This window comes from Zwartia lucis, assembly GCF_965234455.1.
In the GTDB taxonomy this organism is placed as follows: domain Bacteria; phylum Pseudomonadota; class Gammaproteobacteria; order Burkholderiales; family Burkholderiaceae_B; genus Zwartia; species Zwartia lucis.
Window position 1 is genome coordinate 565,500 of record NZ_OZ248472.1, and the last position, 14,860, is coordinate 580,359.

17 protein-coding genes are annotated in these 14,860 nt (G+C 54.6%); 11 read left to right on the plus strand and 6 right to left on the minus strand.

Features of this window, described 5'->3' with window-relative positions; translation table 11 throughout:
- Positions 1–30: 30 nt before the first annotated feature.
- From AC8GE9_RS02645 to AC8GE9_RS02655, 3 genes are read right to left on the minus strand one after another with little or no spacing between them, the layout of a single operon-like run.
- Positions 31–909 carry an ABC transporter permease gene (locus AC8GE9_RS02645; RefSeq protein ID WP_506675559.1) on the minus strand — a complete coding sequence of 293 codons (879 nt, stop codon included), beginning with the start codon at positions 907–909 and terminating at the stop codon, positions 31–33.
- Positions 896–1,726 (minus strand): ABC transporter ATP-binding protein, encoded by an 831-nt coding sequence (locus AC8GE9_RS02650; protein WP_506676307.1) that lies wholly within the window; start codon positions 1,724–1,726, stop codon positions 896–898. Before AC8GE9_RS02650 ends, AC8GE9_RS02645 begins: the two co-directional genes overlap by 14 nt.
- Entirely contained in the window at positions 1,716–2,723 is a 1,008-nt protein-coding gene (locus tag AC8GE9_RS02655; RefSeq protein ID WP_506675560.1) for an ABC transporter substrate-binding protein, read from the minus strand. Before AC8GE9_RS02655 ends, AC8GE9_RS02650 begins: the two co-directional genes overlap by 11 nt.
- 165 nt (positions 2,724–2,888) lie before the next feature.
- Here AC8GE9_RS02655 and AC8GE9_RS02660 point away from each other — a divergent pair, with 165 nt between their 5' ends.
- From AC8GE9_RS02660 to AC8GE9_RS02675, 4 genes are all read left to right on the plus strand, one after another.
- Entirely contained in the window at positions 2,889–4,112 is a 1,224-nt protein-coding gene (locus tag AC8GE9_RS02660) for a pyridoxal phosphate-dependent aminotransferase (RefSeq protein WP_506675561.1), read from the plus strand.
- 156 nt (positions 4,113–4,268) lie between these two features.
- Positions 4,269–4,976, plus strand: coding sequence for a GntR family transcriptional regulator (locus AC8GE9_RS02665; RefSeq protein WP_506675562.1), 708 nt, complete (start codon positions 4,269–4,271; stop codon positions 4,974–4,976).
- A 30-nt stretch (positions 4,977–5,006) separates the two neighbouring features.
- On the plus strand, positions 5,007–5,987 hold the full coding sequence (locus tag AC8GE9_RS02670) for a D-2-hydroxyacid dehydrogenase (RefSeq protein ID WP_506675563.1): 981 nt from the start codon (positions 5,007–5,009) through the stop codon (positions 5,985–5,987).
- A 112-nt stretch (positions 5,988–6,099) separates the two neighbouring features.
- Entirely contained in the window at positions 6,100–6,840 is a 741-nt protein-coding gene (locus AC8GE9_RS02675; protein WP_506675564.1) for an SDR family NAD(P)-dependent oxidoreductase, read from the plus strand.
- 36 nt (positions 6,841–6,876) lie between these two features.
- On the opposite strand, the gene AC8GE9_RS02680 is transcribed toward AC8GE9_RS02675, so the two are convergent.
- The 3 genes from AC8GE9_RS02680 to AC8GE9_RS02690 form a co-directional block, all read right to left on the minus strand.
- A complete protein-coding gene (locus AC8GE9_RS02680) occupies positions 6,877–7,464 on the minus strand; it encodes a hypothetical protein (RefSeq protein ID WP_506675565.1) in 588 nt (195 codons plus the stop codon).
- 101 nt (positions 7,465–7,565) lie between these two features.
- The gene (gene phnN / locus AC8GE9_RS02685) at positions 7,566–8,144 is read right to left on the minus strand and encodes a phosphonate metabolism protein/1,5-bisphosphokinase (PRPP-forming) PhnN (protein WP_506675566.1); all 579 of its coding nucleotides are present in this window, start codon (positions 8,142–8,144) and stop codon (positions 7,566–7,568) included.
- Positions 8,135–8,869, minus strand: a complete 735-nt coding sequence (locus tag AC8GE9_RS02690) for a DUF1045 domain-containing protein (protein ID WP_506675567.1) — start codon at positions 8,867–8,869, stop codon at positions 8,135–8,137. Before AC8GE9_RS02690 ends, phnN begins: the two co-directional genes overlap by 10 nt.
- A gap of 93 nt (positions 8,870–8,962) precedes the next feature.
- On the opposite strand from AC8GE9_RS02690, the gene phnG reads away from it, so the two are divergent.
- From phnG to AC8GE9_RS02725, 7 genes are read left to right on the plus strand one after another with little or no spacing between them, the layout of a single operon-like run.
- A complete protein-coding gene (gene phnG, locus AC8GE9_RS02695) occupies positions 8,963–9,490 on the plus strand; it encodes a phosphonate C-P lyase system protein PhnG (RefSeq protein WP_506675568.1) in 528 nt (175 codons plus the stop codon).
- Entirely contained in the window at positions 9,490–10,113 is a 624-nt protein-coding gene (gene phnH, locus AC8GE9_RS02700; RefSeq protein WP_506676308.1) for a phosphonate C-P lyase system protein PhnH, read from the plus strand. Before phnG ends, phnH begins: the two co-directional genes overlap by 1 nt.
- A 4-nt stretch (positions 10,114–10,117) precedes the next feature.
- Positions 10,118–11,227, plus strand: a complete 1,110-nt coding sequence (locus AC8GE9_RS02705; RefSeq protein WP_506675569.1) for a carbon-phosphorus lyase complex subunit — start codon at positions 10,118–10,120, stop codon at positions 11,225–11,227.
- Complete coding sequence (locus tag AC8GE9_RS02710; protein ID WP_506675570.1) at positions 11,214–12,083, plus strand: alpha-D-ribose 1-methylphosphonate 5-phosphate C-P-lyase PhnJ; 870 nt, start codon at positions 11,214–11,216, stop codon at positions 12,081–12,083. The genes AC8GE9_RS02705 and AC8GE9_RS02710 overlap by 14 nt, the downstream gene beginning before the upstream one ends.
- Before the next feature lie 26 nt (positions 12,084–12,109).
- Complete coding sequence (phnK, locus tag AC8GE9_RS02715) at positions 12,110–12,868, plus strand: phosphonate C-P lyase system protein PhnK (RefSeq protein ID WP_506676309.1); 759 nt, start codon at positions 12,110–12,112, stop codon at positions 12,866–12,868.
- On the plus strand, positions 12,865–13,593 hold the full coding sequence (gene phnL / locus AC8GE9_RS02720; protein ID WP_506675571.1) for a phosphonate C-P lyase system protein PhnL: 729 nt from the start codon (positions 12,865–12,867) through the stop codon (positions 13,591–13,593). The genes phnK and phnL overlap by 4 nt, the downstream gene beginning before the upstream one ends.
- Positions 13,590–14,762 carry an alpha-D-ribose 1-methylphosphonate 5-triphosphate diphosphatase gene (locus AC8GE9_RS02725; RefSeq protein WP_506675572.1) on the plus strand — a complete coding sequence of 391 codons (1,173 nt, stop codon included), beginning with the start codon at positions 13,590–13,592 and terminating at the stop codon, positions 14,760–14,762. Before phnL ends, AC8GE9_RS02725 begins: the two co-directional genes overlap by 4 nt.
- The last annotated feature ends 98 nt before the right edge of the window (positions 14,763–14,860 follow it).

The following is a 14,860-nucleotide window of genomic DNA, read 5'->3' on the forward strand; positions in this document are numbered from 1 at the left end:
GTAATTTGGGCTTTTGATCTGCACGGACGCTTATGCATGCCGGCGCAGGACCGCTTTTTCCAGTTGGAAAATCACCAGGTAAATCAGCCCTGAAATGATGGCCAGGACCGTGATTGCGGTCATCACGAGATTGAATTGAAAAATTTGGCTGCCGTACAAAATCAGATATCCGAGACCGCTGTTGGACGACTGAAATTCTCCTACGACAACGCCCACCAGTGACAGGCCGAAGCTTATCTTGAGAGTGGCGATAAGCGTAGGGACGCTTCCAGGGATGATGACTTTGGTTAGGATTTGCCAGCGTGTTGCGCCAAAAGTGCGCAGCAGTTTCATTTTATTGGGATCGATATTCTGGAAACCGTTGTAGACCATCATGATAGTGATGAACAGCGCGATCGCGATCGCGATGCCGTAAACAGAATAGGTCGAACCCAGCCATACATAAAAGATGGGCACAAAAGCTGTTTTTGGCATTGCGTTGGCCAGAACCAGAAAGGGATCGAGCACTTTGTAGGCGAAGTTCGACCACCAGATCATGGCGGCCACCATAATGCCAAATATCATGCTTAGCGCAAAGCCGACCATCGTGGCGAAAACGGTGGACCAGGCATGGCCCAGAAGACTGCCGTCCATCAGCATCGAGATAAAGGTCGGCCAAAGCGCCGAAGGGTAGCTGGTAAACAAAGGGTTCACCCAGCCCATGCGTGGGAAAAGCTCCCATGCGCCAAAAAATATCGCTAACAATGCTAGCTGGCTGCCAAGTATGGCGTTTTTGCGTGTTTTTTCATGGCGCAAATAAGCGAAAAATTGCGGACTCGGCATGGCCTTTGCCTGTGGTGATCTGCTTGCTGTCACGTTCCGCGAGCCGGATTCAGGTGGCGGCATACCCTTTGAATCAGTCTTCGACATGGACATCAATCTCCTGCCACAAGGTGTTGAAGTAAGTGTTGAACTCTGGGAGAGTGCGGGCCTTGAAAGGAGTGGGGCGCACGCCAGAAGTGTCCGAGAATTTAATCAAGTGCTCGGATTTGACCCGGCCTGGGCGGCGCGACAAAACGATGACCCGATCGGTCATGCTGATCGCCTCGCCGATGTCGTGCGTGACAAGAATGACGGTCTTTCCCTCCCGCCTTAGGATCTCGGTGATCTCGTCCGCCAACGACAAACGCGTTTGTGCATCAAGTGCTGAAAATGGCTCGTCGAGCAACACAATATCAGGCTGAGTGCACAGGGTGCGCGCCAGTGCGGCACGCTGGCGCATCCCGCCAGAGAGCTGGCGCGGACGATGGTGTAGGAAGTCGCCGAGTCCGTATTTTTCCAGTAGATGTATGGCACGCGCCCGGGCCTCCACGAGGTCCAGGCCTTGTACTTCGGCACCAAGGAGCGCATTGTCTAGGATCGTGCGCCATTCGAACAGGTAGTCTTGCTGCAGCATGTAGCCTACCTTGCGGGAAGGCCCGGAAACGGGCTCGCCGTCGACCAGCACTTTGCCGTCGGTTTGCGGAAAAATACCGGCAATGAGCGACAGCAAGGTGCTTTTTCCGCAGCCGCTTTGGCCGATGATGCTGACGAACTCACCTGGCTGCAGCGAAAATGAAATTTCCGACAGCGCCTCAGTTTCCCCTTCCGGGGAAAAATAACGCAGGCTAACGTCCTGGAGCTGAATTTTGGCAGGAAGCTGGCCTGGTAGAGTCGGGTTTTTTATGATCGCTGTGTCATTTGACATTTTTTGCGAACTTTGTGTCGACGACATCTTCATACTTGACGCGTGCGGCGTCCGTCAGCACTCCACTCTGGATCAGCATATCTTGCAGTTTTTCAATAGCAGCCGCCTCGATGAGCGGTGTTGATTTCCAGATGCCGAACTTGCGCATGCGTTCAACAGATGACTGGATAAGCGCAAGGTCCATGCTTGGAAAGAACTGGGCGATTTCTTTTGCCACTTGATCCGAAGGGGTTGCGTAAGCATATTTCTGCGCACGCGCCATGGCGTTCGTCCAGGCCTGCAAAACTTTAGGGTTTTTCTGGATATAGGCATCGGTTGCGGTAAAGACGGTGTAATCGACAGGCCCGACTTCGTGGCCTATTGAAGCAACCACAAACCCTTCACCCTTTTTTTCAAGCATGCTGGCATCGGGTTCGGTAAAGAGACCGTAATCAGCTTGACCGGTTAGCCATGCACCCATGCGTGCCACCGGTGCGACATTGCTGATGATCTTGAGGTCCTTGACCCCGTCAAGACTATGTTTTTTTAATACCGAATTGAGAAATATATCTGGTGCGCTGCCGGGTCTCCAGGTCATGACCTGCTTACCTTTAAGTGTATTCCAGTTGAAGTTGTCAATTTTTTTCCTGGATACCAGGAAAAAACCGTCAGTCGCGGTGTTTCCGGCGAACATTTTCGTTTTCAGCGTTGACTCGCTTTTCTGCACGTAGATGGTGGCTTCGGGTCCGATTAATACGATGTCTGCGCTGCCAGATAAAAGGGCGGCCATCCCCTTGTCTGTGCCCTGCGAGGTTTTCATGCTGACATCAAGCCCCTCGTCTTTTAGGAAACCCTTGGACATCGCTATATATGCCGGCACATACATTAAAGAGCGGATAGCTTCTTCGTAACGTACTTTAGTCAGTGGCTGTGTTGCTTGCGCATGTGCCGAAGTCAGAGGAATGCATAAAGAACATGCAAGGATCAAAAGCCTGGCGGCGTTACTGTGTAGCGACATTGTAGAGCTCCTTAAGTATTGCCAGTGGATAGGCGTCGTGGTAAAGAAGAGAATACGTTGCTGTATACAGAATATAATACTCAATCTGTATTCTGTAAATTTCTATAATTATTTTCGGGTACAAGCAAATATTCCCAATCAATTTCCGTTTTTCAGGATCTCAGCATGAACGACACCACCACCGCACCGTTCCGGCGTGCTCAGCGCATTGCCGCGATCCAGGTTTCGGAGATCCTGCGTATCGGCGCAGTGGCGACGCAACGCCGCAAGGAGGGTCGACCGATCATCGTGTTGGGTGCCGGGGAACCCGACTTCGATACGCCGGATCATGTCAAGGAAGCCGCGATCCGCGCGATCCGTTCTGGCCAGACCAAGTACACCGCGCTCGACGGTACAGCAGAATTGAAGGCGGCGATCAGCACCAAGTTCCGACGTGAAAACCAGCTCGACTACACCAGTGATGAAATCAGCGTCGGCGCCGGCGCAAAGCAAGTGATGCACAACGCCTTCATGGCGACCCTCGATGCCGGTGACGAGGTGATCCTCGCCGCCCCTTACTGGACTTCATACGCCGACATGGTGCTGATTGCCGGGGGCCGCCCGGTCCCAGTGATCTGCGGGGAGGAAAACGGCTTTCGCCTAAAGGCCGCGGATCTGGAAGCGGCCATCACGCCACGTACGCGCTGGCTGCTGCTCAATTCGCCTTCAAACCCGAGTGGTGCCGCCTATTCGGCCGAGCAGTTGCGTCCGATTCTCGACGTGCTGCTGCGACACCCGCAGATTTGGCTGATGAGCGATGATATCTACGAGCATCTGCTGTACGACGGCGTACCGTTTGCCACCGGTGCTCAGCTTGAGCCGGCGCTAAAGAATCGCACATTGACCGTCAACGGCGTCTCCAAAGCGTACGCGATGACGGGCTGGCGTCTTGGCTACGGCGGCGGTCCGAAGGCGTTGATCGAGGCGATGGCCGTGGTGCAGAGCCAGAGTACTTCCAATCCGTGTTCGATCAGTCAGGCCGCTGCGACTGAGGCTTTGTCTGGGCCACAGGCTATTGTGACCGAGTGGCGCGAGGCCTTCCAGCACCGCCGCGACCTGGTTGTCCAGCGACTGAACGCCATTGAAGGCATCTCTTGCCGCCGCCCCGAAGGTGCTTTCTATACCTTCGCGAGCTGCGCCAGACTGATCGGGCGTCGAACTCCTGATGGCACACTGATAGCCAGCGACGCGGCGTTCTGCCGTTATCTGCTCGACGCGCACGACCTCGCCGTCGTACCCGGAAGCTGCTTCGGACTGGCGCCGCATTTCCGCATCTCGTACGCCGCCTCCGAGGCGAATCTTCTCGAAGCCTGCGAACGCATGGCGCTCGCCTGCAAAGCGCTGCAATGATCGATACCACACTCACCACCGACATCTCGGCGCGATGCGTGTGATTCGCAATATAATATTCGCCGACGCTGCACAGCAGCGCGCCAGCGATCACGGCCGCGTGCAGTCCTCGGCGCGCAGACCTTGCTGCGGCCAGATCATGTTTTGCAACCGAGGATGAGCCGTTTGGAAATTTCGACTGACAGCGTAGTGGAGCGTGTTTACGAACGCCTCAAGGCAATGGCCGTGGCATACGAGTTCAAACCCGGCGAGCGGCTCAATGAGGGCAAGTTGTCGCGCAGCCTCGGTGCGAGCCGTACGCCACTGCGAGAGGCACTGAACCGGCTCAACACTGAAGGGCTGCTCCGCTTCTCTCCTGGCAAGGGTTATTACTGCCGCGATCTTGATGTGCACGAGATTTTCTATCTGTACGAGTTGCGCAAGGCCGTCGAAGTGGCGGCCGTCAAGCTCGCCATCAAGCGTGCGAAGGACGAAGACATCGATGCGCTGCTCGCGTTTCTGGACAGCACGGGCCCCGACCAAGGCTCTCGTTCGATCGTCGAACTGGTGCAGCTCGACGAGATGTTTCATGAACGACTGCTCGGCATGTCGGGCAACGTGGAGATGCTGCGTGTGCTGGCCAATGTCAACGCACGCATACGTTTCGTGCGTTGGATCGACATGGACCGCGTTGACCGGTTGAGCACGCAGACCGAGCATCGGCAAGCCCTGCTAGGACTGAAGCAGCGCGACGAGGCAGTCTGCGTCGCGATTCTGGAAAAACACATCGACCGACGGCTCGACCAGATTACATCTGCACTCAAAGAGGGTTACGCGCAGATCTACATGCCGAATCTACCTGTCAGCGACAGCCTGACTGGCTAATCGTCTCTCATTCAAAAGGACCTCCCAGAAATGACACTCCGCAAACTCTCGCCCAAGGATCAGCTCACGATCTGCTTCGCCCATCCCGCCTATCGGATTCAGGAGCGCTTTGCGCTACGCAACACCGGCATCAAGTCGTTTGAGGTTCGCAGCCTCGACGAACTCAAGGCACGTATCGGCGAGGTCGACGTGTTGTCAGTGTCGGGCTTATGGCGCAACGAATTCGTCGAGGCTGCCAACAAGCTGGCATTCATCCAGTCGATCAGTGCGGGCACCGATCAGTATTCGCGCGATGCGCTTGAGTTGGCCGGCATACGCCTCGCTAGCGCACAAGGGGTGAATGAGCGGGCGGTGGCTGAGCATGCCATCGCGTTGATCCTTGGTATCGCACGAAAAATTCCGGAGGCGCGCGACAACCAGGCCGCGAAGCAGTGGCGCGGCATGATCGGTGACATCCCGCAGCGCGAGGACGAACTCGGCGGCAAGACCTTGGTCATCGTGGGTATGGGCCGCATCGGCTCGCGCCTGGCTAAGCTGGCCAAGGCCTTTGACATGCACGTCATTGCCGTCAAGCGCGACCCGACCATAGGCGCCGAGGCCGCCGACGTGGCGGTGCCGCAAGCGCGCCTACTCGAGGTACTGCCCCAAGCCGACTTCGTCGCGCTGACCTGCCCGCTGAATCCCTCGACCGAAGACCTGATCAATGCCAAGGCGTTTGCGGCGATGAAGCCTACGGCCTACTTGGTCAACGTGGCGCGTGGGCGGGTGGTGAACGAACCGGCTCTGATCGAAGCCCTCCAGTCCGGCCGCATCGCGGGGGCCGCCGTTGATTGTGTGTGGGAAGAGCCGCTGCCGAAGACCTCGCCGCTATGGAGCGTACCCCACCTGTTCATCACGCCGCACTCTGCAGGCGAGACGCAGAAGTATGAGGACAACGTGATCAACCTGCTGCTGGAGAACTTAGATCGCCAGTGGCGCGGGGAGACTACGTTGAAGAACGGCTTAATTTAAGGCCAGCCGGCCCAGCGGTCGTTGCCCAACGGTCAAGCTGTGTTCGCCGGAGCTTTTTCGCAACACAACACGAGTTTCCCTTGCTACCCAAAATGCATAGGTATAAGACACCATGAAACGTTATGTCATCATCGGATCGGGATCTGGCATCGGCGCCGAAATCGCCCGCAGTCTGGCTGGGCCGGAGGTGGCGCTGCTGCTGCACACCGGCTCCAATACCGAACGGCTGGAGGGCGTGGCGCAGACCTGTCGCGAGGCGGGTGCCGAGGTGTCAACCTGTCTCGGCTTGACCGAGGATGCTGCGTTATTTGATGCGGTGGCGCAATGGGCGGCACCGTTGGCGGATGGCGCGCTGACCGGCTTTGTCTTTGCCGCCGGCTATGCCCGAATGGGCCAGATCACCAACACGCCCTCGGATCAGGTCGAGAAGGCCCTGCACGCCATGCCGCTGGCGTTTCACCGTCTGACAGCGACGCTGGCACCGAAACTGGCAGAGGCGCGAGGCAGGATCGTCTGCATCAGTGCCTTTGGCGCACACCGCTCCAAGACACACAGCTTTTGCGCGACTGCCCCAGCCAAGGCCGCATTAGAAGCGCAGGTTCGTGTCTTTGCCGCTAACCTCGCGCCGCGCGGCATCACAGTGAACGCGGTCGTGCCGGGGTTCATTGAGAAAGAACCGGGCACGCCATCGTCGCTAACCCCGGCGCAGTGGCAGCACGTGACTGCCAGCATTCCCATGAGCCGCATCGGACGGCGCGCCGAGGTGGCCGCGATGGTCACTTTCCTGCTGTCGGAACCTGCAGGCTATGTCACCGGACAGAGTATCCACGTGAATGGCGGATTGACGCTTTGACGGGATCAACAGAACCTCTCCCAGTGTGGGAGACTATCACTTGGTCGCTAAACCTACATTAAATACATTTTTGTCTCTGATGTTTGAGCAATCATTTCTTCCGTTCATGCATAACGCTGCTCTTTTATTATAAAAATACATCATCTCTTTGTTGTAAAAAAGAGCGGTCCAACGATTCATGAGCTCAACATCGACTTCGGGTGCAAAGCGCGGTATCCACGCACGCAGGCGCGTGGTGCTTTCTGGGATCAAATGAACGCCCTTATAGTTTCCGTGTAAGCCTACGGTAGAGTCATCGCCTTCAAGTTTCCGACTCACACCGCCGAGCCACATGCGGGAGCATGAAGACAGGCAAAAACCTTCAATGCTGGTTGAAATTTTATTTCTTCGAATGGTCTCGCCAACACAGTAGCCCGTATTTGCATTGCCGCCATTAGAGTTGCTGAGTACGACAAGCTCAACTTTGCTCGTTTCGATCATTTTCTTGAGTAAATCGCACTCGCCACCGACAACCGTCCCTGACATGTAGACCGTTGTGCCTTGGATCGTGATATCCATTGCGGCTGCGTATTGAGTAAAAAACACTAGCATTACGCCGATCATCTTTTGTGTCATTCGATACATTTTTGTGATCCTAAGCAATCAGTGTATGAGCGGATATTATTATTTTTTCGTTTAAATAGAAACATAGAGCAATATTTTTCCCATGCTCACATTAGGCTCAACTAAATGTTGACGAAAGGAATGCCTGTCCGTTGCTGCAAAAGGTTTTTTAGCGTTATGACGCTGTCTGCCAAACTGCCACCATTTGACAGACACAGGTCTTGCGGCTCAAGCACCACCTCTTGTGAACGATTCAGTCGTACTTCGATGGCTTGTTCATTTTCTCGTCCTCTGGACAACAGCCTCGCACGCAATACCTCGATAGGCGCTGTAATGAACAACACAGTGAGTCCCGGAAAGCGTTGTTTTGCTTCCTCCAAATACGCGCGAGAGCCATTGACCATCACCCAGGTGCTCTCTGACATGGGAGCCAGTTCCTGATGTCGAATGCCATAGTGCAAGCCATTGGCAAACCAGTGCATGGCAAAGGCATCGCTGTTGACCAGCGACTCAAAGTGTGATGGATCGACGACCTCGTGGTCCTCGTTACTTTGGTCGTGGCTTCTTGTGATAGTGCGTTTTGCAAAATACAGGGGCGGTGGGGTGGCCGTGTCAGTCATCGCTGCCATATCTTGCCGCAGGCTATTGAGCAAGCTGTCCTTGCCCGCGCCCGACGGTCCGATGACGTAGATCAAGCGCACGTTGAGGTGTCCAATTTTAAAGTGCCCAATTTGAAACGCTCGACCCATCGAAAGTCGCCGTTCTGTTGGTCTTGAGAAAACCAAGTCACAGCATCGATATAAAGGCCATGCTCTAAAAAAGGCGCAAACCATTTTTTTGCTGCTGCTTTCAATGCTTTTTTTATCTCCGGCGCCACATTTTTTAATGATCCCGACAGCGTCATATGAAATTGAAATTGCTCCATGACATAGGGATAGGCCCAGGCGTGCAGCAGCTCTATCTGTCTGGCTGTCAAGCCTGCACCCGTTCTTCTTTTTAGTTCAGCGTCTGACAGTGGCAGGGCGAGCGCGTGCAAGCCCCGCACGCAATCCTCTGCAAGCTGCTGCAAGGCTGGGTTGGGTTGTGCAGGTACTAACGCTAGAAAATCACCCATGTCGACTAATTTCAAGGGCAGATGAAAGGCGTTCACTGTGTTGTCGGCCAAGTGACTGAAGCCCGGCTGTAGTGCTTCAAGCGTTACGTTTGAATTCAGTTCAAAAGGAGCTTTTAACGTGGCATGCCAGCCATAGAGTCTAGGTGTGCACGTCAATATTTCAAATATTTCAGGACTCAAGTTTTCAAATTGCGGCTGCGTAAGTGTTGTCGCTTGGTACGCGCAGCGTCCTAGCCATTGAGAGCCTAGCTCCCAAGCCTGCGATTGCGGTGCGGGTGCAAAGTAAGCCGCGTGTCGAAAAGGACTAGACATAAGAAAAGATACTTTAACCAAACTGACGTAGTCACAGATTTGAAATCTTAGTTTTGTAAATTAAAACATTAACGGTTTCAAGTTATCCAAACAATGTTGCAGAGTGATTACACCACCCCCGCCAAGGACTTGCCTCCCGCTTTGGTCGCAAGAAAAGCATGGATGGCACTTTTAGCTCGGGCGCCTGAGGATTTGTTAGAGCAACACTTAGCCAGCCACTGTTTGGGCAATCTGGAGTGGCTCCGCCCCGCTGAGACAGGCCTCATGATGGTGCAAGGACGTGCGGGTGGCACAGGATCGCGCTTTAACTTGGGTGAGGTGAGCCTCACACGCTGCGTTCTGAAACCCGATGCGCAACTCACGCAGTGCCAACAAGTTGGCGTGGCGTATGTGATGGGCAACTCACACCGGCATGCCCAACTCGCGGCGGTGGCCGATGCACTGTTGCAAGAACCCGCCTTGCATGACCATTGGGACCAAGTGCTCTTGCGTCCCCTTAGTCAATTGTTGTCTGAGCAAAAGCAAGAAAGCAATGCGCAGGCGCAAGCCACCAAGGTAGAGTTTTTTACCGTGGCGCGTGAAGCCGGTCAAGATTCCCCTGATGAAGGTCAAGACGCGTGATGCAGCCCTCCCTCAAAGATATCGGGCGGGGATTTTCTAATCCTACGCTTTGCAGCCAGGCCGTATTTCGCAAAGCCTTGGAAGCCTTGTCTTTGCCTGGCCAGCCCCAGACGCTTGACCTAAGCCTATCCCAGCCCGCGCTCCAAGTGCCCCAGCAGGCTCATGCAGCCGCCGCAGCATTGTTGCTGGCGTTGTTGGATCAAGATTGCAAGGTGTGGTTGTCTGAGGGTTTTGCCAGTACCTATGCAGGCCCCTGGCTAAGGTTTCACACGGGTTGTACCGTGGTCACGGAGCCTGGTCACGCTGATTTTGTGTGGGTGGCGGACGCCCGGGAGCTGCCCGCTTTAGAACAGTTAGCCCAGGGCAATGCCCAGTATCCAGAGCTGTCTGCCACCTGTGTCGTACAAGTGACGGACTTCGATACTGTCCCCGCTGCAGAGGCGTGGACGCTCAGTGGTCCTGGCGTCAACGGGACGCGCCCGTTGATTTTGAAGGGTCTTTCAGACAATTTTGTCTCTGAACGCCGCGCGAGCCAGGTCCATGCACCCTGTGGTCTTGACTTTTTCTTCACCCATAACGACACCTTGATTGGCTTGCCCCGATCAACCCAAGTGAAGGACTGAAGCCATGTATGTCGCTGTCAAAGGGGGCGAAGCCGCCATCCTCAATAGTTATGAATTACTCGCGCAGCAGCGTCGTGGCGATCCTGAGGTGCCAGAGCTCAGCGTGGCGCAAATTCGTCAGCAGTTGCGGTTGAGCGTTGACCGGGTCATGACAGAGGGTTCTGTTTACGACCCAGACTTAGCGGCCTTGGCCATCAAGCAAAGCGCCGGTGATTTGGTGGAAGCGATCTTTTTATTGCGCGCCTACCGTGCAACCTTGCCAAGGCTGGGCTATTCCCAGCCCCTAGATACAGGACGCATGCAGATTGCGCGTCGCATCTCAGCCGCCTTTAAAGACCTGCCAGGTGGCCAGGTATTGGGCCCGACCTACGACTACACCCAGCGCTTGTTGGATTTCAGTTTGCTGGCCACGGGTCAATCCGCTCCAGTGGCACGCAAAGGCGAGATCAATCACGACGCTACACCCAGAGTGGTTGATCTACTCAACCAAGAAAGCTTGCTCGAGGGGCAGGTGCCTGAAGAGGGCGATCCTGACCCCTTTGATTTAACGCGACAGCCTGTGCGGTTTCCTGCCAATCGGTCTGCCAGACTTCAAAATTTGGCGCGGGCCGACGAAGGCTTTTTATTGGCCATGGCCTATTCCACGCAGCGTGGCTATTCTGGCTCACACCCCTTTGTGGGTGAGATTCGTTTTGGCACCGTCGAGCTGTGCCTCGTGCCAGAAGAACTTGGCTTTGAAATATCCGTGGGTGATTTACCCATTACGGAATGTCAAATGATCAACCAATTTCAAGGCAGCCTCACGCAACCGCCACAGTTTACGCGGGGCTATGGTTTGGCCTTTGGTCATAGCGAACGCAAAGCGATGGCCATGTCCTTGGTGGATCGCGCTCTCCGCGCAGACGAGTTGGGCGAGGCCGTTGTTTCGCCCGCGCAGATGCAAGAATTTGTCATGTCACACAGTGACAGCTTGGAAAGCTCGGGCTTTGTGCAGCATTTGAAATTGCCGCATTACGTCGACTTTCAGTCCGAATTGGAATTGGTCAGAAAAATGCGACAGTCACATGTCTTGCCTGGGGTTGACCAAACTAAGGATGACCATGTCGCAGAATAATCCCGTCGAGTCTGCTCCTGTGCGTGATCCGCATATCAATTTTGCCTATCTGGACGAGCGTACAAAGCGTATGATTCGGCGCGCCATCCTCAAGGCCGTTGCTATCCCTGGCTATCAAGTACCTTTTGGTTCGCGTGAAATGCCCTTGCCCTATGGCTGGGGGACGGGTGGTATTCAAGTCACGGCCTCGATCATTGGGTCCACCGATGTGCTCAAGGTGATCGACCAAGGTTCTGATGATACGGTCAATGCCGTCAACATTCGGCGCTTCTTTCAACGCACAACGGGCGTGGAGGTGACCACCGACACCACGCTCGCCAGCATCATTCAAACGCGTCACCGCATTCCAGAAACGCCGCTGCGCGAAGGGCAGGTATTGGTGTATCAGGTGCCTGTGCCCGAGCCCATGCAGCATCTGGAGCCGCGTGAGCAAGAGACCCGACAACTTCACGCCCTGCAAGAGTATGGCCTGATGCACGTCAATTTATTTGAAGACTTAGCGCACTACGGACATATCTCCAGCACCTATGACTACCCGGTGTTGGTCAATGGTCGCTACATCATGTCGCCATCACCTATTCCAAAATTTGATAATCCAAAAATGAATCTAAATCCTGCCTTGCAGCTGTTTGGCGCAGGTCGAGAAAAGCGTATTTATGCTGTGCCGCCTTACACCATGGTTGAAAGCTTGGGCTTTGACGATCACCCCTTTGAGATTCAACGTTGGGAGTCGGCCTGTGAACTCTGTGGCTCCAAAGAAAGTTTCTTGGACGAGGTCATCATGGACGATCAAGGCAAAAAAATGTTTGTCTGCTCAGATAGCGACTATTGCAGCAAACGACAGGTGTCGCCATGAGGGGACTGGATACCCAGCCGCCTTTGATGCGGGTCCAGGGCTTGTCTTGTGCCTATGGTGCGAAAACCGTGGTACGCGATATTTCATTTGATCTGTGGCCAGGCGAAGTCCTAGCCATTGTGGGTGAATCGGGCTCTGGTAAAACCACCTTGCTCAATGCCGTTGCGGCGCGTCACACGCCTAGCGCGGGCCACGTGTCTTTTGATTTGCGCGACCAGGGCTTGCAAGAAATCTATGCCATGTCCGAGGCCCAACGACGCATGCTGGCCCGCACCGATTGGGGCTTTGTGCACCAACATGCCGCAGAAGGTCTGCGCATGAACGTGTCTGCAGGCGCCAATGTGAGCGAGCGCTTGATGGCCTTGGGTCAGCGCCACTATGGCCAGTTGCGCGCCCAAGCGATTGATTGGCTAGAGCGAGTGGAAATTGATCCAAGCCGTATTGATGATCGACCCGATACGTTCTCTGGCGGCATGCGCCAACGGCTGCAAATCGCGCGCAATCTCATTACCCAGCCTCGCCTGGTGTTTATGGACGAGCCGACTTCTGGCTTGGATGTGTCCGTGCAAGCCAAACTGCTCGACATGATGCGCACCCTGACACGCCAAATGAACTTGGCCGCCATCATTGTGACGCATGACTTGGCCGTTGCACGACTGTTGGCGCAACGCATGATGGTGATGCAAAACGGTCAGGCGGTTGAAACAGGCTTGACCGATCAGGTGCTAGACGATCCTCAGCATCCCTACACGCAGTTGTTGGTTTCTTCGGTATTGCAGCCATGACACTTCACAGCACAGACACGCAGCCCATGCTGCAGATGAACAAGCTGAGCAAGCAATTTTTATTGCACTTGCAAAACAGTACGGTCTTGACCGTGTTGCAAAACTTTAACTTGACCTTAAGTCCGGGTGAATGTGTACGCTTGAGTGGCCCCTCTGGCATGGGCAAAAGCACCATACTGAAACTGGCCTATGGCAACTATCGCGCCAGTGCCGGTGAAATTTTGGTGCGTGACACCGATGGTCAATATATCGACATGACCCAGGCCAGCGCGCGTGCGGTGTTGCATTTGCGTGCACATTCGATGGGCTATGTCAGTCAGTTTTTGAGAGTCATTCCGCGTGTAGCCGCGATTGATATTGTGGCCGAACCTTTGCTGGAAAATAGCCTGGATCTTGTCAGTCGCGAGCAAGCCCGTGAACAGGCTGCGCACTGGCTGACCCGCTTGCGCATTCCTGAGGCTTTATGGCAGCTGCCACCTGCGACTTTTTCTGGCGGGGAGCAACAGCGCATCAACCTGGCCCGCAGCTTTATCAAGCCACGGCCCTTGCTCTTGCTTGATGAGCCCACAGCGTCCCTGGATCCTGTCAATACTCAAACAGTGATCGAGATGATTATTCAAGCCCGCGCTCAGGGCGTTGCCATTCTTGGTATTTTTCACGATGACACGGTGGCACAAGAAGTTGTCAGCCGAACGGTGTCCATGCTGCCCTTGGAAACAAAATGATGCACACGCCAACTTCCACCCCCGTTGTTTTCACCAATGCACGGTTAGTGCTGCAAGAGGAAGTAGTGCAGGGCAGTTTGACCAGTCAGCATGGCCTGATTCAGCGTATCGATCAAGGTCAAGCTTCGGTGCCCCACGCTATCGATTTAGAGGGTGACTATCTTCTGCCTGGCTTGGTGGAGGTGCATACCGATAATTTTGAACGGCACATGATGCCGCGTCCCAAAGTACGTTGGGATGTCGCACCTGCCGTGCTTGCACACGATGCTGAAATTGCTGCGGCCGGTATTACCACTGTCCTAGACGCCTTGGGGGTAGGTGAGGCCGATCCAGAAAGCGTGCGCGGCAGCGAATGGAACACGGTGCTGGCGTGTATGTCAGACTTTGCAAACCGAGGTGTCCTGCGCGCCGATCATTACTTACATGTGCGCTGTGAATTGCCTGCACCCAACACCCTTGAGTTGTTCGAACCATTTATAGGTAATGAATTAGTAAAAATGATTTCGGTGATGGACCATACCCCTGGGCAGCGCCAATGGGAAAATATTGAGCAAGCGTGGATTTATTTTTCTGGCAAAAAAGGCTGGACCAGAGAGAAATTTGAGGAGCGTGTCGCCCTGTCACAAGAGACGCAGGCGCGTTATGCCAAACCTCATCGCACATACTTTACCCAATACTGTCAGGACCATCACATTACCTTGGCGAGCCATGACGACACCACGGTGGCGCATGTCGAGGAGGCCTTTGCTGAAGGCGCAACGGTGTGTGAGTTTCCCACGACGGTCGTGGCAGCCCAAGCGTCCAGAGCGCGCAACATGTTTAACATCATGGGTGGGCCCAATGTGGTGCGGGGCGGTTCGCACTCGGGCAATGTGTCTGCCACTGAGTTGGTCAAGTTAGGTCTGGTCGATATCATTTCGTCCGACTATGTACCCGGCAGTTTGATTTTCGCGATGGTGCGCTTGACTGAAACCACGGATTTAAGCTTGCCACAGGCAGTGGCCTTGGTGAGTCGAAACCCCGCTAAATCCGTTGGCTTGCACGACAGAGGCTGCCTTGAAATGGGTTTGCGCTCGGATCTGACTCAAGTGCGGATGATGACGTTGCCTGATGGACGTCAACAACCTGTTGTGCGTGCGGTGTGGCGTGCTGGCGTGCGGGTTGTTTAAGCTCCGCGTGAGTTAAATTCCGTATTGTTTAAATGCGTCATAACAGTGAAATATTCAAACCCTATTCTGATGAACATATTCACTGATTATTGATAAAA